The organism is Psychrobacter sp. JB385, from assembly GCF_900163785.1.
Taxonomy (GTDB): Bacteria; Pseudomonadota; Gammaproteobacteria; order Pseudomonadales; family Moraxellaceae; genus Psychrobacter.
In genome coordinates, this window is the sequence record NZ_FUKN01000011.1 from 142,913 (window position 1) to 160,162 (window position 17,250).

Annotated in this window: 17 protein-coding genes; 14 read left to right on the forward strand and 3 right to left on the reverse strand. The window is 42.7% G+C overall.

Translation table 11 applies throughout. The features are described from left to right. Window positions 1-42: 42 nt before the first annotated feature. Complete coding sequence (gene yaaA, locus CZ794_RS06275; RefSeq protein WP_087040790.1) at window positions 43-855, reverse strand: peroxide stress protein YaaA; 813 nt, start codon at window positions 853-855, stop codon at window positions 43-45. Window positions 856-1,377: 522 nt separating this feature from the next. Between yaaA and CZ794_RS06280 the strand changes: the two genes are divergently transcribed. The 7 genes from CZ794_RS06280 to CZ794_RS06310 all read left to right on the forward strand — a co-directional run bounded on the left by CZ794_RS06280 (window position 1,378) and on the right by CZ794_RS06310 (window position 6,487). Further along, complete coding sequence (locus tag CZ794_RS06280; protein WP_087040791.1) at window positions 1,378-2,532, forward strand: Re/Si-specific NAD(P)(+) transhydrogenase subunit alpha; 1,155 nt, start codon at window positions 1,378-1,380, stop codon at window positions 2,530-2,532. Window positions 2,533-2,647: 115 nt separating this feature from the next. Continuing rightward, window positions 2,648-2,992, forward strand: a complete 345-nt coding sequence (locus CZ794_RS06285) for a proton-translocating transhydrogenase family protein (protein ID WP_218778309.1) — start codon at window positions 2,648-2,650, stop codon at window positions 2,990-2,992. Beyond that, on the forward strand, window positions 2,989-4,389 hold the full coding sequence (locus CZ794_RS06290) for an NAD(P)(+) transhydrogenase (Re/Si-specific) subunit beta (protein ID WP_087040793.1): 1,401 nt from the start codon (window positions 2,989-2,991) through the stop codon (window positions 4,387-4,389). Before CZ794_RS06285 ends, CZ794_RS06290 begins: the two co-directional genes overlap by 4 nt. A gap of 278 nt (window positions 4,390-4,667) precedes the next feature. Continuing rightward, window positions 4,668-5,204 carry an acyl-CoA thioesterase gene (locus tag CZ794_RS06295; protein WP_087040794.1) on the forward strand — a complete coding sequence of 179 codons (537 nt, stop codon included), beginning with the start codon at window positions 4,668-4,670 and terminating at the stop codon, window positions 5,202-5,204. 134 nt (window positions 5,205-5,338) lie between these two features. Next, the gene (iscX, locus tag CZ794_RS06300; RefSeq protein ID WP_021812734.1) at window positions 5,339-5,548 is read left to right on the forward strand and encodes a Fe-S cluster assembly protein IscX; all 210 of its coding nucleotides are present in this window, start codon (window positions 5,339-5,341) and stop codon (window positions 5,546-5,548) included. Between the two features lie 66 nt (window positions 5,549-5,614). Continuing rightward, window positions 5,615-6,118 carry a GyrI-like domain-containing protein gene (locus CZ794_RS06305; RefSeq protein WP_087040795.1) on the forward strand — a complete coding sequence of 168 codons (504 nt, stop codon included), beginning with the start codon at window positions 5,615-5,617 and terminating at the stop codon, window positions 6,116-6,118. Between the two features lie 156 nt (window positions 6,119-6,274). After that, window positions 6,275-6,487 (forward strand): hypothetical protein, encoded by a 213-nt coding sequence (locus CZ794_RS06310; protein WP_087040796.1) that lies wholly within the window; start codon window positions 6,275-6,277, stop codon window positions 6,485-6,487. Between the two features lie 91 nt (window positions 6,488-6,578). Here the strand turns inward: CZ794_RS06310 and dapE are convergent, their stop codons facing one another. After that, a complete protein-coding gene (dapE, locus tag CZ794_RS06315; protein WP_087040797.1) occupies window positions 6,579-7,778 on the reverse strand; it encodes a succinyl-diaminopimelate desuccinylase in 1,200 nt (399 codons plus the stop codon). A 61-nt stretch (window positions 7,779-7,839) separates the two neighbouring features. Next, window positions 7,840-8,595, reverse strand: a complete 756-nt coding sequence (locus CZ794_RS06320; protein WP_087040798.1) for a 2OG-Fe(II) oxygenase — start codon at window positions 8,593-8,595, stop codon at window positions 7,840-7,842. 140 nt (window positions 8,596-8,735) lie between these two features. Here CZ794_RS06320 and CZ794_RS06325 point away from each other — a divergent pair, with 140 nt between their 5' ends. The 7 genes from CZ794_RS06325 (at window position 8,736) to cyoE (ending at window position 16,854) form a co-directional block, all read left to right on the forward strand. After that, window positions 8,736-9,611, forward strand: coding sequence for a 23S rRNA (adenine(2030)-N(6))-methyltransferase RlmJ (locus CZ794_RS06325; RefSeq protein WP_087040799.1), 876 nt, complete (start codon window positions 8,736-8,738; stop codon window positions 9,609-9,611). Window positions 9,612-9,653: 42 nt separating this feature from the next. After that, window positions 9,654-10,550 carry a CDP-diacylglycerol--serine O-phosphatidyltransferase gene (gene pssA, locus CZ794_RS06330; RefSeq protein ID WP_087040800.1) on the forward strand — a complete coding sequence of 299 codons (897 nt, stop codon included), beginning with the start codon at window positions 9,654-9,656 and terminating at the stop codon, window positions 10,548-10,550. A gap of 891 nt (window positions 10,551-11,441) precedes the next feature. Continuing rightward, complete coding sequence (gene cyoA, locus CZ794_RS06335) at window positions 11,442-12,473, forward strand: ubiquinol oxidase subunit II (protein ID WP_087040801.1); 1,032 nt, start codon at window positions 11,442-11,444, stop codon at window positions 12,471-12,473. Between the two features lie 14 nt (window positions 12,474-12,487). Continuing rightward, entirely contained in the window at window positions 12,488-14,491 is a 2,004-nt protein-coding gene (gene cyoB / locus CZ794_RS06340) for a cytochrome o ubiquinol oxidase subunit I (protein ID WP_256958890.1), read from the forward strand. A 140-nt stretch (window positions 14,492-14,631) separates the two neighbouring features. Next, window positions 14,632-15,195, forward strand: coding sequence for a cytochrome o ubiquinol oxidase subunit III (gene cyoC / locus CZ794_RS06345; protein ID WP_087040813.1), 564 nt, complete (start codon window positions 14,632-14,634; stop codon window positions 15,193-15,195). After that, window positions 15,192-15,791: a cytochrome o ubiquinol oxidase subunit IV gene (gene cyoD, locus CZ794_RS06350; RefSeq protein WP_087040802.1), complete on the forward strand. Its 600-nt coding sequence runs from the start codon at window positions 15,192-15,194 to the stop codon at window positions 15,789-15,791. Before cyoC ends, cyoD begins: the two co-directional genes overlap by 4 nt. 160 nt (window positions 15,792-15,951) lie before the next feature. Further along, on the forward strand, window positions 15,952-16,854 hold the full coding sequence (cyoE, locus tag CZ794_RS06355) for a heme o synthase (RefSeq protein ID WP_087040803.1): 903 nt from the start codon (window positions 15,952-15,954) through the stop codon (window positions 16,852-16,854). The last annotated feature ends 396 nt before the right edge of the window (window positions 16,855-17,250 follow it).

Below are 17,250 nucleotides of genomic sequence, written 5' to 3' on the forward strand. Positions count from 1 at the left end.
CATGCGTCTAGCGACTGTAGTAAATATGATTTTTATATCAAGTTACTGATCCGCCGCATCTCTTCTAAACACCCACGTCTTATCATCAGACGCCTCGATACAGTAATAATAACCCGCCAAATCAAAATCTTTTAACTGCTCCGCATTGCTCAGCTTATTGTCAGCAGCATATTTCACCATAAGGCCACGTGCCTTTTTTGCATAAAAGCTAATGACTTTATACGTGCCATTTTTTTCGTCTTCGAACCGTGGCGTGATGATATCCGCTTTCAATGCTTTCTTTTTCACCGCTTTAAAGTACTCGTTCGACGCCAGATTGATCAAGACCTTGTCCTCGCTATCTCTCATACGAGCATTGATAACGTCAGTTATTTCTTCTCCCCAAAACTCATAAAGATTATCACCGAGCTCGTTTTTTAGCTTCGTACCCATCTCTAAACGGTAAGGCTGAATCAAGTCCAATGGTTTTAATACCCCATAAAGACCTGACAAAATACCCAGATGTTCATTGACATAGATGGACGTTTCTTTATCCATGTTATACATATCAAGACCGGTATAAACGTCGCCGTCGAACAAGTAGCCCGCTGGCTTTGCTGCATTACCAGACTCATCATCAGTAAATGGTTGATTTTCACTCCAACGCCATTGTTGATTGCGCGTGGCATTGAGTTGCGCAAGATCATCAGAGATGCTCATCAGCTCTTGTAAATCAACGGGCTCTTTAGACTTCAATACTTTCATGAGTGACTGTGAGTGCGCGATCAGTTCAGGCTGACTATAGTAGTTGCCCAAGTTCACTGGTACAGCGTCTGTTTCGTTCAAAGATTTGGCAGGGGAGAGTAAAAAATACATGGTTTGTCCTTATTATCGTGAGTCAATGACCGAGCTTTTCGTGTGTGAAGTGTTCTTATTATACGACAGCTGCGGGTGTGGCTTGACTTGACCTTGATTATTTTATGTTTTTTTTGAGGTTGTCTATTAATTGATAAAAATGTCTAAAAAGAGCTGTTTTTATAAGCTGCTACCTTAGTCCGCATGGCTTTGACGTATTTTTTGAAAAAATAAAAGATTTTAATATAACAATAAAAGTTATAGGCATGGTGTAAACGCCTAACTTTTTATCTTACTTGTTGGTCATCATTAGACAATGAAAGTTCAAGAATGATGTCTCTATAATAAAAAGTCGTGATGAATGCTGGAATATCATTTATTTAATTGATAGTATCTTTGGTATTGCTATGTACGTTGAATGTTGCTCGCTTATTACGGGCGGAAAAGAATTCTATTTTTAAGTGATATTTGCAGCATCTAAATACTTGCAATAGACCTCATCAATAACTGGTGCAGCCCAATCACCCACTACAAGGAGACAGTATGAAAATCGGTGTAATCAGTGCAGATACCGCGAGTGAAAGCCGTGTCGCACTAACCCCAGACGCAGTCAAAAAATTGCGCAAGCTTGGGTTTGAAGTCGTCATTCAGTCAGGTGCAGGCCAAGCAGCGTATTATGCTGATGAATTGTATCAAGCTGCTGGTGCCGATATTGCCAACAGTAGCACCGAGGTGATTACCCAGTCTCGAATTATTACTACCGTCAATGACTTACCATCTGAGACTACCGCTAATTTGTCATCAGGTCAGGTTGTCGTTGGCATGCTCGACCCGTATCGCAACACTCAGCTTGACACTTATGCGGCCAAAGGTGCGACGGCTTTTGCAATGGAGTTATTACCGCGCACACTATCACGCGCACAAAACATGGACGTATTATCCTCGCAGGCCAACCTTGCTGGGTATAAAGCGGTATTGCTAGCAGCTAACGAATACTCTCGTCCTTTTCCTATGTTTATGACATCTGCGGGAACGGTCAAGCCAGCCAAAGTAGTCATATTGGGCGTAGGTGTGGCAGGTCTGCAAGCAATTGCAACGGCAAAACGTCTAGGAGCGGTTGTAGAAGCGAGTGATTTGCGCCCTGCGGCGAAAGAACAAGTCGAATCACTTGGCGGCAAGTGGCTTGATGTACCAATGAGTGAAGACGAAGCGCAAAAGGCAAAAGCAACGGGCGGTTATGCGTGGACGCCATCAGAGCAATATATCAAAGACCAAGCTGCCGTGGTTGACAAGGCACTTAGTAATGCTGACATCGTTATTACCACGGCGCAGATTCCTGGTCGTAATGCCCCGCGTCTAGTGCACGAGGCAACCCTTACCAAAATGAAAGCAGGTTCTGTCCTGATCGATATGGCTGCTGGTACCGGTGGTAACGTCGAAGGCAGTGTGCCGAATGACACCATTACTACAGAGAACGGCGTACGTATCGTTGGTGCAGCCAATATCCCATCAATGCTTGCGGCGCAGTCGTCAGATCTATATGCCAATAACTTGGTTAACTTTATCACGACTTTGACCGCTCCTGCTGGCGACGAGGCAGCAGCAAACGATCTTTCGCTTAACTTAGACATGGAAGATGAGATTCAGGGCGCACTGGCAGTGACACATGACGGTCAGGTACGACTAGCCAAACGCTAGGCTTAGACTGCCTATCACTACTTATACGGTCACTATCTATTGCCAGTGATGAATAAATTTTTAGGAGGATTGTATGATTGCCACTATTTTAGCGGCAGCGCCAGCGGGTGCAGCCATGAATAGCACGCCATTTGTAGCGATTTTTACGGTATTCGTACTCGCTATTTTTGTTGGTTACTATGTGGTTTGGGGCGTTACCCCTGCTTTGCACACGCCATTGATGGCGGTCACCAATGCGTTATCCAGTATTGTTATTGTGGGGGCGATGCTACAAACCGTCACGATTGATGGCTCAATGTTCACGCCGACCAGTTTGCTTGGTGCCTTTGCGGTATTTCTAGCGAGTATCAATATCTTTGGTGGTTTTGCGGTAACTGAGCGTATGCTTGCAATGTTCAAGCCCAAAGTAAAAAAAGCGCCTGCTCTTGAAACGACGACTGATAATGGAGGCGACGCATGAATGATTTATCAGCGATGATTGCGGCGAATGCGGATTGGTTCTATCTGATTGGCGCGATCCTTTTTGTCTTAACCTTACGTGGTTTATCGAGTCCAAAGACGGCTATTCGCGGTAACCGTTTTGGTATGGCAGCGATGGCAATTGCCGTTGTGACAACCTTCTTTTTAGCAGAAGGTCCTATCCTTTGGCTCATTATTGGCGCGATGATCTTAGGTGCCGTCGTTGGTATGTGGAAAGCGAAAACAGTCGCGATGACGCAGATGCCAGAAACCGTTGCTTTAATGCATTCATTCGTCGGTTTGGCAGCGGTTGCAATTGCACTTGCAACGGTACTGCACACTGAGCAGGCGCATGGCGCTGTTGCCCGTGTTGAGCTATTTATTGGTTGCTTCATCGGTGCGATTACGTTCTCAGCATCGGTTTTTGCCTTTGGTAAATTGGCAGCAAAAAGCTGGGCAAAAACCTTGGTTGGCGGCTGGGTAAAACCTGTCCAAGCGCTATTATTTATTGCGATGATTGGTTTTGGTGGCGTGTATTTTGTCACAGATTCATTACCAGCGTTTTATGCGATGGCAGTGATTGCGGTTGTCTTTGGTTGGATGTGGATTGCGCCAATCGGTGGTGGTGATATGCCCGTGGTGGTATCACTATTGAACTCGTTTTCTGGTTGGGCGGCAGCGGGCATTGGTTTTACCCTTGGCAACTCAATGCTGATTATCGCAGGTTCGCTGGTCGGTTCATCAGGTGCGATTTTGTCTTACATCATGTGTAAAGCTATGAACCGCTCACTGCTCAATGTGTTGTTTGGTGGTATGGGTACAGGCGCTGTTGCAGCAGGCGGTGATGATGGCGCACCCAAGAACTACAAAGCAGGCTCAGCAGAAGATGCAGGGTTCCTTATGTCTAATGCCAGCAATGTGGTCATCGTACCGGGTTATGGTATGGCACAGGGCCGCGCACAGAATGCAGTAAAAGAGCTATATGAGCTGCTAAAAGAAGAAGGCGTTAATGTTCGTTTTGCCATACACCCAGTTGCTGGTCGTATGCCAGGTCACATGAACGTACTGTTGGCAGAAGCTGATGTGCCTTATGATGATATTTTAGAAATGGATGAGATCAATTCAGACTTCGCAAGTACCGATGTGGTGTTAGTTATCGGTGCAAACGATGTTGTGAACCCGTCTGCAAAAGACGATCCGACTTCTCCAATCTTTGGTATGCCAATTTTAGAAGTCAGCAAAGCTCAAACCGTTATGGTTATCAAGCGTTCAATGAGCACCGGTTACGCAGGTCTGGATAACAGCTTGTTCTACATGGACAAAACCATGATGATCTTTGGTGATGCCAAGAAAATGGTTGAAGAGATGGTACGTAGTATCAATGGCGGCGGTCATTGATAATTAAACGATGTTTTTGACTATTCGCTTTTACCGATAAGTTTTTAAACAAAGAAAGTCACTGAGGTGGCTTTTTTGCGTTAAAGTGAGCGGCGTTTATGAGCTGACTATGGACTGAGATTATTTCCAATTACGGTCAGTTTTCAATGATCACAAAATCAACTATGTTTTATGCACTTAGTATGTGGTTTGCGCTTTATTAACCTTTTAACCCATCTGAACAGCTTCAACGATAGACTATTACCAATTACAAATACGATGAAATAAGAGAAATGTTTATGAATATGTTACTACGATTTTTTATTATGGTCAGTTTACTCAAACAACAGCTCAAGCATCAATCGGCGAGCGAAACGATTAGTCTAGAGACATTGACTGCACCGACTGTCCGCCATTATCGGGTATTACCGCATGACATGGGGTTTCGCGATCACTTGCCCAATTATCGTTACCTCTCATTTATTGAGCTAAACGTGACACGCTGGGTCATGGCACGCTGTCATGAAAAAGGCATCAAACCTCTAAACTGGGTCATCGCCATGCAAGAGATGATTTATCTCAAACAAATCAAGTTTTTGGATAAAATGACGCTTAGCAGTGTGGTTGCAGGCTGGGATCACAAATACGTATATTTTGAGCATCGATTTTTTGTCAAAAATCAGCTGATGGGCGTTGGTATGACCAAGTTTGTGTTTACCGATGATACAGGTATGCGCACGCCAGAGGTATTGGATATGACAGGGGAGCAATTGACAGATGTGATTAACACATGGAATAGCCACCAAGTCGCTGTTAAGTCGACTAAATCAGCATAAAAAATATTGAAAAATAGCACCCGATAATAACTTGGCTATAATCATTTGCTGAATTTTGGTAGGATAGAGTCCATCAAATCGTCGATGCTAAGGCGACACTACTATTTCTAAAACGACTAAAAAAAGGTACCGTTATGACGCCACAAAAATTAAAATGGACAGACAGCTTAGATATCGCCATTGAGCTTTATGAAAAATTCCCAGAGACTGATCCACAGTATATTCGCTTTACCGATTTGCATCGCTGGGTGACTGAGCTTGAAGGCTTTGATGATGATCCACAAAAATCAAATGAAGGTATCTTAGAAGCCATCCAAATGAATTGGATCGATGAAGCCGACTAATCGACTCTATAACGTTGAGCAGTGTTAACCATAAAAATTCAATAAATACATTAAAAAGGCCGCATCATGACATCAAAAATTAAAGAGCTGCCAGAAGCAATCGCTTGTCGCGGTATCAGCGTTCGTACCACCAATAACGCTGAGATTAGCCACGACACTGCCAAGCTGGGTAGATTATGGCAAAAGTTTTATCAAAATCATGCGGGTCAACTTCCTGAAGGCGAAGATATTTACGGTATCTATCATAACTACGAAAGCGATGATTTGGCAGGCGCGTTTGATGTTGTCGCTAGCTGGAAAACGGCTACCGAACAAAATGCTCAATCAGACAGTGAAAGTACAGCCAGTACCAGTAATGTGGTAGAAGTCACCATTCCTGCAGGAAAGTACTTGGTATTTTCTGAAGAAGGTTATATGCCAAATACCGTCATGAATGCGTGGGAAAATGCTTGGGAATATTTCAATGCGCCAGACTGTGAGCATACCCGAACATTTAATGTAGACTTTGAGCATTATATCGGTGGCAATCTAGAGTACGGTCAAGTGGATGTTTATATTGGGATTGAGTAGGTAGAACAAATTTCAAAAAGTACCATTTTTCTTTCCTACTTTTTCTTTTAAATAATGATATTACGAAAATTTACCAACCATCGTCTGCGTTACCGTATATTGAATACGATGTCTATATGAGAAAACTCTCAAAGACGCTAAAGATGGATAGCAAAAATGGACGATGATAATATTTCAGTTTACGAGTTAGGAATCATTAAGAATGCGTTGCGTGGACGAGTGGTTGATGTAGAGGATTTTAGAACGGATGGTGTGCTTAGCGAGGAAGAGGAAGACATGAATGGTAAAGTCGATGCTTTTCAAGCAGAGCTAATAAACATACAGCAAAAACTTGAAAATATTTCACCAGAAAAAGGTATTGATCTTTAAACAAACCACTGTACCGCTATACTAAAAATAAATGCTCATAAAAAAAGCGCCATCTATAATAGACGGCGCTTTTTGCTATTAGAAATTAAAACTAATTTAGCAATAGATTTTCTAAAATCCCTTCGTAAATCTGCGCAAGTTTTCCTAAGTCATCGACTTCTACTTTTTCATCAACTTGATGAATCGTCGCATTACGTACGCCAAGCTCGACGACTTGTGCCCCTGTTGGCGCGATGAAACGTCCATCGGAGGTACCGCCAGAAGTAGATAATGTCGTATCAACATTGGTAACCTTTTTGATCGCATTTTGGCAGGCGGAGACCAGTTTTCCTTCAGGGGTTAAGAATGGCTGACCAGATAGCTTCCAGTTAATGTCGTAACTGGCCTTGCTTTCGTTAAAATATTTGTCAAAGATAGCATGGGTTTTTGCCTTTAGCTCATCTTCAGTCGTTTCAGTTGAAAAGCGGAAGTTAAAGACAACGTTTAGCGTTTCAGGAATGACGTTGGTTGCACCTGTACCGCCATTAATATTTGATATCTGCAAGGAGGTGGCTGGGAAGTAGTCATTGCCATTATCCCATACAGTCGATGTCAATTCAGCAAGGGCAGACATCGCCGCGTGAATCGGATTACAAGCCAAATGTGGATAGGCAACATGACCTTGTTTACCTGTGACAGTCAGCTCTGCGCCTAGCGAGCCACGACGACCGTTTTTGATGATATCGCCTAACGTATCCGTGCTCGATGGTTCACCCACAAGACAGTAAGTGATTTTTTCATCACGCGCTTCTAGGGTTTCGATGACTTTGACCGTACCGTTGATTGAAGGCCCTTCTTCGTCTGAGGTAAGCAAAAAGGCAATGGAGCCATTGTGTTCAGGATGATTGGCGACGAAGCGTTCGGCTGCAACAGTAAAGGCTGCAATGCCAGTCTTCATATCGGCGGCACCGCGCGCCCATAGATAGCCATCAGCGATGGTCGGGGTAAACGGAGGATAGGTCCAGTTTTTTTCATCACCGGTTGGTACCACATCGGTATGACCGGCAAAGCAAATGACGGGATCCGTTGTGCCACGGCGCGCCCACAAGTTTTTGACTTCAGCATGTTCGCCTTTTGCTTGTCTGTCACCATAGTACATAAACTCGCAGTCAAAGCCTGCTTGCTCCAATCGCTCTGACAATATGTCTTGGCAACCATCATCATCTGGTGTGACAGATGGGCGTTCGAGTAGCGCAATACTCAAATCTAAGGTTGCTTGCTGGCGGGTGGGCTGTTGGTGAGAGTCAGACATGAGTAAGCCTTTTGTATAATAATGAAAATGTTAAATATAAATAGATAATGAATAATAGGTGCTAAGCGTCTACTTCGACAAAGGGTACAAGACCGTCACGGCGCATCCAAGTGGCAATTGAGTAGCGCTGACGATGGGCTGTTTGCACTTGATGCTGCAAATCACTGTCAAAGATAATGAGTCTGTTGGCAACTGGCATCACCTCATGATGGACACCATGCTTATCAACGATTTCTAGCGCGCCGCCGTCAGTCGCTTCCCAATCATCATTAAGATAAAACACCGCTGAGATCACTCGTTCATCGCGCCCAGCAGGATTGTCGCTATGCCATTGATAGCCAAAGCCGATTGGATAGCACGCATAATGCGCTTCACTATGGCGAATACCCGCGAACAAGCTGCGGTTAAACAGGGCGGCGAGAGTATTAACGCTTTGCAGATAATAATAGCCTGCGAAGAAGTTCTCGGTGATCCAGCGTATTCTATCACCGCGAATATCACTGATGCGAACACCAGCGGTCAGCGCTGCATCACGATAGTCAATAAAACCACTTTCAGCCTGTAGCGCGAGCAACGCGATATTATCAAATACATCATCAATAATGAGCCAACCGTCAGTGACAAATGTATCAAGCTGTTTGTCCGTCAGCTTGTCTTCCCAGCTCACTGCAAAGTCAGACAGTTGCAGTACGTGCTGGGTAGGCGATTCTTGTTTATCGTTATGGCCATCTGGGAACAGTAACGGAGGATTATCTTGACCGATAGGCTGATCGACAATCAATTCTGTCTTGCTCAGGTTGCTAATAATCTGCGTCATTTCATCTCATTACTATCAAATAGCTGCAAATACACAGTCAATCAACGCTTTTTTATTGAAAGCATTACTAAAACCACATTATCTTTTACTCTGCCTATGCTACCATAGATGCAATTTTTCTTATTTAAACTTTTGAGATTATGAACTATAAACACGCCTACCACGCTGGTAACTTTGCTGATGTGGTTAAACACATTTTATTGGTACAACTGCTCAATCAATTGGGGCAGAAAAACAAACCGTTTTATGTGCTTGACGCTTATGGTGGCCGCGGACTGTATTCACTCAGCAGTGAAGAAGCGCGCAAGACAGGGGAAGCCAAAGGTGGTATCCAAGCTTTATTACAAGCAGATACCGAAAAGGCACCAGCCGCTGTCAAAGACTATATGGAAGGCATTAAGCAAGCCAGATTCACCTATGACAACAAAGTCTACCCTGGCTCACCTTGGTGGGTTGCCCATCATATTGAAAAAAATCCTGAGGCGGGTGTGCGTGGTGAGGCGTTTGAAGCCAAAGCGACTGAATATGATGCACTGAACTATCAACTACATAAGTTACCAATCGGCATCCAACATCGTGATGCTTTTGAAGGTATTACAGCGGTTATTCCGCCAAAAGAAAAGCGTGGCCTGATTTTCCTTGATCCTCCTTATGAGCAAGAGCATAAAGACTTCACGCGTCTTATCAATTTATTAGTTTCCGCTTATAATAAATGGCCACAAGGCACGTACGCGCTTTGGTTCCCTATCAAAAATATGGAAGCGGTTGAGCTGTTTTATAAGAAACTTAAGCGTACTGAAATGCGTCGCCAATTGGTTTGTGAGCTAAACATTTATCCAAATGATGTGGCAGTAGGTTTGAACGGCACGGGCTTATTGGTTATCAATCCGCCTTGGCAGTTCGACAATCATGCACGTGAAATATTACGCTTTTTACAGCCTGCATTAAAGGTGGCAGACGCACCAGACTTAACGCCTGATAGTGCGACCAATGTGCGCTGGCTGGTAGGCGAGTAACCACACCAGCAATAACGCCATGTTGGTAATAAGGATATTGAGATGACTAACAAGCAGCCACCAAGTAGCCAATCAGAGAATACACCGTTAAACGATGGACTGTTACAAGACAGTGCGGCTACCCAGCCGCCTTTCATTGACGAGCATGAGTTCAACATCCGCCTAGCGGATAATGACAGTTATGATGGTTTGACTTTTGAGGTGATTGAAGCAGAGGTCGCCGAAGGTAAGCGCGTGGTCAGTCGCGGCGTTTATTTGGCGCCCAATTTGATTACGACTTTATCTTTACTGTCAGGCTTTTACTCGATTTTAGCGAGTACGCAAGGCGAGTTTTATAAAGCGTCGTTAGCCATCTTTTTGTCGGCTATTTTAGATGGGGCAGATGGTCGCGTTGCGCGAATGCTTAATGCCCAAAGCCCTTTTGGCGAGCAATATGACTCACTGGCAGACATGTTGGCATTCGGTGTGGCACCCGCTATTTTGATTTACAGTTTTGCTTTGCAATCACTAGGTCGTATCGGTATCGGCTGTGCGTTTGTCTTTACCGCTTGTGCGGCATTCCGTTTGGCACGGTTTAATGTGCAGGTCGGTATTGTTGATAAAAAATACTTCGTTGGTTTGGCAAGTCCGCTTGCTGCTATTTTAGTCACGTCTGCGGTGATGGTCGCTATTGATCACAATGAATGGGTAGGGCAGTACGATACAGCAATCATGCTATTGTTTGCCGCGTGGGTAGTGACTTGTGGTTTGCTGATGGTTAGCAATGTTAAGTACTATAGTTTTAAAGAGTTTGACAAAAAGAAAGTACCTTTTGTGGTTCTCATCGTTGGTGTGCTAGTGATGAGTATCGTGCTATATGATATACCAGTAGGTATCTTAGCTATCGGCGTTATTTATGCGTTGTCAGGTATTGTCACTACTTTGCGTATGCGTCTCTAACATGGCTTAATGGTCGTAAGACCTATTCTTGATATCTATAGTTGACACCACATATATGAATTGATAATGAGACATACTGCCTGTTACATACAGCATGTCTCTTAAAGATGAATATATTTCTTAAAAATGCAAAACACGAGGTGTTGTATAAGCACCTATAGCTTTTTTTCATACAAGATATATTTCTTTTTAATCAAATATAAATGCTTCTCATCTGCTTTAGTTATGAGTCATTTTCGTAAGACAACCGCGCAAACTTACTGCTCATTTTTTAGATATTGACTCAGTCTCATTTACTTCATGAAGTCTTTCTACACTATTCTGATACTCAAAAAAACAAAAATTTCAAGCTCAATTTATAGCTTTTGAATAGTGAAAACATGTTTTTTTATTTCTATTTTGTTGCAGGTAGTGATTTTTAAAAAAAGAAGCGTATAGTGTGTGTGAATTAGACAAGCTTACTTCTAAAGTTTTTATAACTTGTGTATAGTGTGTAATATTTTTCTGGCATTCAGACAAAATTTAACATTGAAGTAAGGTGTTATAGACTATTGATACCCTCTTAGTAAATCGATTTACCAACTCCCAATCTCACAGGATTAAAAAACAGAGCATAACTGCTACTGTTTTTTAATCCTGTGTTACTTATTTGATTAGGTAGATGAACGTTGAGATTTACTTTATTGATTATTGTTGCAATCTGTTGGCCTTGTTTGCACTCTTTATAGCGTTAGAATTGCCGTATATTTTCTTTGCTAAATTGAGAGTGTGAATGAGGCCAAAGCCCAGTATCATTTGTTTACTGTCCGTTATGAGATTGTAACAGTTATGGGGTGTCTCTAAAACTTGGCAAATGTTAATAAGACTAACCGAATATAAGGTTAATAAGGCATGACGTTTTTCAAATTACCAATCTGGCTTAAAGCCAACTTAGTAGTCTTGATAAGCAGCTTGCTCCTGACCGCCTGTGATACAGGGATATTAGACCCTAAAGGCGAAGTTGGTGTGCAAACTAAAGAGCTTCTCATTGTTACTACTATCTTGATGTTGATTGTGGTTATACCAGTCATCGTCATGACTGTCTGGTTTACCTACCGCTATCGTGCGGATAGACCAGATGCTGATAAAGATTTCGATCCGCAGTGGTCACACAACACTTGGATTGAAATAGTAATGTGGACAATCCCCATTATTATTATCGCTATCTTAGGTGTCATTACGTGGAAAAGTACCCACGCACTCGATCCTTACAAGCCACTAGAGACGACAAGCGAAAATCCACCGCTTGTGATTCAAGTTGTGGCGCAAAATTGGAAATGGTTGTTTATCTACCCAGAGCAAGATATTGCTGTCGTCAATGAGCTTTATATGCCTGTAGATCGACCAGTAAGCTTTAAAATTACCTCTGACGCAGTCATGAACTCATTCTTCATTCCTAGACTTGGTGGCCAAATTTATGCCATGTCAAGCATGGTAACGCAGCTACATTTGGTTGCCAATGAACCAGGTATCTATAGTGGACTATCTTCTAACTATAGTGGTCCTGGTTTTTCAGATATGAAGTTTTTGGTTCATGCTGTTGATAATCAAGGTTTTGATAATTGGGTAGCTAAAGTTAAAGCTAAAGACAATAAAGTTCTTGATACCGCTGTCTATGAAGAATTAGCGAAACCATCAGAGAACCATGCCATCGAATATTTCAAATCGACGCAACCTAATATGTTTGATTATATTGTGAATCAGTATGGTTCAGATACCAAACAACAAAATCAGTTTGTAGCGCCAAATGAGGTCAATCAGCGTGATAATGAAGTTGCTGTGACCGGAGGCTTGGAGTCTGATTTGAAGAATGATGGTGAAGGTAGCATTAACCCAGCGGCGCCATCGAATAAAGATGATGCGCAAGAAGCTGACGCTCAATAATAGGAAAGCTGATTATGGAAGCAATACTCGGTAGATTGTCCCTCGAGGCAATACCTTACCACGAGCCTATCATTATGGCGGCTGGTGGTATGATGGCCTTGGTTGGGCTAGCGGTTTTAATTTTTCTAACCAAAAAGAAGCTTTGGGGTACACTTTGGCATGACTGGCTAACTTCGGTTGACCACAAAAAAATTGGTATCATGTATATCGTTGTAGCGATCGTTATGTTACTACGCGGTTTCAGTGATGCCATTATGATGCGTACCCATCAGATGCTGGCCAATTATCCTGAGACAGGATATTTACCGCCGCATCACTATGATCAGATTTTCACGGCTCACGGCGTGATTATGATTTTCTTCGTCGCTATGCCATTGGTTGTAGGACTAATGAATGCGATTGTACCTTTACAGATTGGCGCACGTGATGTGGCCTTTCCATTCCTAAACTCATTGTCATTTTGGCTATTCGTGACCGGCGCTCTATTGGTCAACGTCTCGCTAGTCATTGGTGACTTTGCAGCGACAGGCTGGTTGGCTTATCCACCATTATCAGAGCTAAACTTCAGTCCGACTGTGGGGGTGGATTATTATATTTGGGCCTTGCAGTTATCAGGGTTAGGGACGTTGCTGACGGGTGTCAATTTCTTAGTAACTATCTTAAAGATGCGTGCCCCTGGCATGAATCTGATGCACATGCCTATTTTTACTTGGTCAGCACTTTGTACCAATATCTTGATTGTTGCCGCTTTCCCAGTATTGACAGCAACTTTAATTATGCTGACGCTAGACCGTTATCTTGGTATGCATTTCTTTACCAATGATGCTGGCGGCAACGTCATGATGTATATCAACCTGATTTGGATTTGGGGTCACCCAGAAGTTTATATCTTGGTATTACCAGCCTTTGGTATTTTCTCAGAAGTCATCTCGACGTTCTCACAGAAAAAACTATTCGGCTACGTCAGTATGGTTTATGCCATTCTCGTCATTGCTGTTTTAAGCTTCATCGTTTGGTTGCATCACTTCTTCACGATGGGCTCAGGCGCCAATGTCAATGCCTTCTTTGGTATTACCACCATGATTATTGCCATTCCCACAGGGGTTAAGGTATTTAACTGGCTGTTCACCATGTATCGTGGCAAGATTATTTTTGGCACTCCGATCATGTGGACCATTGGTTTTATCATTACCTTTACGGTTGGCGGTATGACAGGCGTTATGCTAGCGGTTCCTGGTATTGATTATGTGTTGCATAACAGTTTGTTCTTGATTGCGCATTTCCACAACACCATCATTGGTGGTGCGGTATTTGGTTATTTTGCAGGTATTGCGTTCTGGTGGCCGAAGATGTTTGGCTATCGTTTGGACGAAAAATGGGGCAAGCGCGCTTTTTGGGGTTGGATCATCGGCTTCTTCACAGCCTTCATGCCGCTATATGTTCTAGGTTTCCTAGGTATGACGCGCCGTACTAACCATTACGCTAATGATTCATGGCAGTTTTGGTTAATTATTGCTGCTATCGGTGCCTTCATTATCATGTATGGTATTTTCAGCCAGCTGATGATGTTCTATGTCAGTTATCGTGATCGTGAACGCCTTGCTGATGTTAGTGGTGATCCTTGGAATGGTCGTACGTTGGAGTGGAGCACACCGTCACCTGCACCGTTCTATAATTTTGCTCAGTTACCGGTCATCAATGATCTTGATGCGTTGGCTTATTTAAAAGATGGTGGTTGGACTTCAGACAAAGCCCCTGAGTATTACAGCCCAATTCATATGCCCAAAAATACTGATTCTGGTGTGATCATTGGTCTGCTAACTTTTGTATTTGGTTTTGCTTTCGTTTGGCATATTTGGTGGTTGGTCATTGCCTCTTTCTTAGTCATGGTTTTCTTTGTTATTCGTGAAGCGAATAAGCGTGATATTGACTATGTGGTGCCGGTTCATGAAATCGAAGTAACTGAAAATGCTTATTACGAGCGTCTTCGTACGGCTCACGCAGGAGACGGATTATGAGTAGTACCGAAACTATGAATAAACATGAAGTTAACAGCAACTTACCAGATGACAACGGCGAGCATCTGTTGCCATCTGATGATAATAACAAAGGCAACATAGATTACTTTAACCTTAGTGATCCACATCATCCAGATCATATGGATGTGCAGGGCAATAAAGTACTCGGTTTCTTTGTATATTTGATGACTGACTTGATTTTGTTTGCGACGTTTTTTGCCACTTATGCTGTATTGAATGTTGGTGTGGCAGATGGTCCAGGTCCTAAAGATATTTTCGACCTTAAGTTTGTTTTAATTGAAACCTTCTTGCTACTGATCAGTAGTATTACCTTTGGTTTTGCGATGCTTGGTGCGTATCAGAACAACATGGCAAAGCTTAAGACTTGGTTGATTATTACTGCATTATTCGGCATGGGTTTCATTGGGATGGAAGTTTATGAATTCCATCACCTGATTGTCGAAGGCTTTGGACCGGATCGCAGTGCTTTCTTATCAAGCTTCTTTAGCTTAGTCGGTTTGCATGGTATCCACGTAACAGTCGGTATCTGCTGGTTATTCTTTACGCTGTTCCAATTAAACAAGTTTGGTCTTTCTGAGCGTATGATGACGCGTTTAAGATGTCTAAGTCTGTTCTGGCACTTTTTGGATATCGTGTGGATTTGCGTCTTTTCACTAGTGTATCTAGTAGGAGTGGCATTATGAAAAATGAAAATTTACATGCAGCCCAGCAGGCTCATGCACATGGGGATGTCAGCCACGGTCAGAGCAATCATGGTAGTAAAAAGAGTTACCTTACCGGCTTTGTACTATCAGCAGTCTTAACGGTTATACCGTTCTGGCTAGTAATGAGCGGTACAATGTCAGGGACCAGTGCCATTTGGATGATTGGTGTCTTTGCAGCTGTACAGGTTTTTGTGCAAGTTTACTTCTTTTTGCACATGGACTTTAGCCCTGAGCAGCGTAATACGCTTTACAGCTTTTTGTTCACGTTGTTTGTGGTTGCAATTGTCATGGTCGGTTCATTATGGATCATGCACAATGCCAACGAACACATGATGCCTGGCATGGGTAAAGATATGAATATGGACATGGGTATGGGTATGGACAAAGAGATGCCTATGCAAATGCCTACCAATGCAGATGGTACACCTCGATTAGACCGTGAGCTTGAAGGTTTTGAGGATAGGTTAAATCTACCAGATACGTACCAACCTCATACGCAGGGTAATCCTGCCACCACGCAAGAAGAACACTCGGACATGTCTGATCATTCAGACATGGCTGGAATGCAACAGTAGGGCAGTCACCGCCTTTATTATCTGCGCTATAAGTTGGCGTATGTAAGCTATCGCAAATGCCCCAATGATGGGTCGCTGGTTGAGGACTCATCATTGTTTTAGATGGTAATATTTTACCAATGTCGCTAAGGTATTTGACGATATTAACTGATGGATAATCATGAATAAACTTGCACAGTTAAAACTCGATGTTGCCAAACAACCGCTTGTTCAGGTGATCAAACCTGGCATCGTCTTTGGTAATGCTATCACGGTGTTGGGTGGCTATTTTTTAGCCGCTAAAGGCAACCCCGATTGGCTGGTATTGATTCAGGTCTTAATTGGAACCTTAACCGTCATAGCTTCTGGTTGTGTGATTAATAACATCATCGACCGTGATATCGACTCAAAGATGCAGCGCACTTGTGATCGTGTTTTGGTCACAGGTGAGCTCTCTATTGCGCATGCGATACTTTATGCGATTGTACTACTAGGCATAGGTGTATTGTGCCTAGCAGCTACTACGCCATTGGCTCTGTATTCAGCGCTGTTTGGCTATGTCGTTTATGTCGGATTTTATAGTCTGTATTTCAAACGTCAATCCGTTTGGGGTACGTTTATTGGTAGCTTCTCTGGTGCTATTCCTCCAGTAATTGGCTATGCCGCGCTGACGCCTTCTATCGATGGTGTGTACTGGGTACTATTTGCGATGTTTGCCATTTGGCAGATGCCACATGCCTACGCCATTGCCGTGTTTCGCAAAAAAGACTATAGCGCAGCCAGTATTCCTGTGCTACCAGTCAAGCACTCGTTTAGAACAACCCAGTGGCATATTGCCATCACTATTGCTCTTTTCTTAATTGTGGGTAGTTTGCTCACAGCGTTAAATGCAACTGGCTATTGGTATTTGGGCGTTCATCTATTGTTGTCAGGGTATTGGTTGTTTATCGCTATGAAACCGATTAAGTTCGATAGCGAACAAGACCAAGTTCAGCAACAGGTAAAATGGGCATATAAAATCTTCGGATTATCCATTATCATCATGATGGCATTATGTTTAATGATGGCAATTGATTACGTATAGAGTTGCCTAGTTATGGACAGTTCAGTAGCTATGATTTCAAAAGCTGGAACCATTGCAGCTCCAACCTTAAATATTGTTAATGAATACCATAAAAAAGCCACTAGCATGTATAGTGGCTTTTTTTATGTCCAATGACCTTATCAGAACTATCTGCGTTTCGAACCCTCATTTTTACAAATAAGCCAAACTATTAAAGCCTATAACCTATTGAAAAATAATCAATATTTAAAATGAGGTCGAATAAACCAATTATTAAATCTAATAAAGGCTTGCTAACAAGTCAAAACTCCGTATAATGCGTTCCAGTCGAAAGGGAAGGTAGATTGAGTATTGGATTGATGCAGATCATTCAAACAAACTTAAAATAAACCCTTGACACCAAAAATAAAGCGTCTA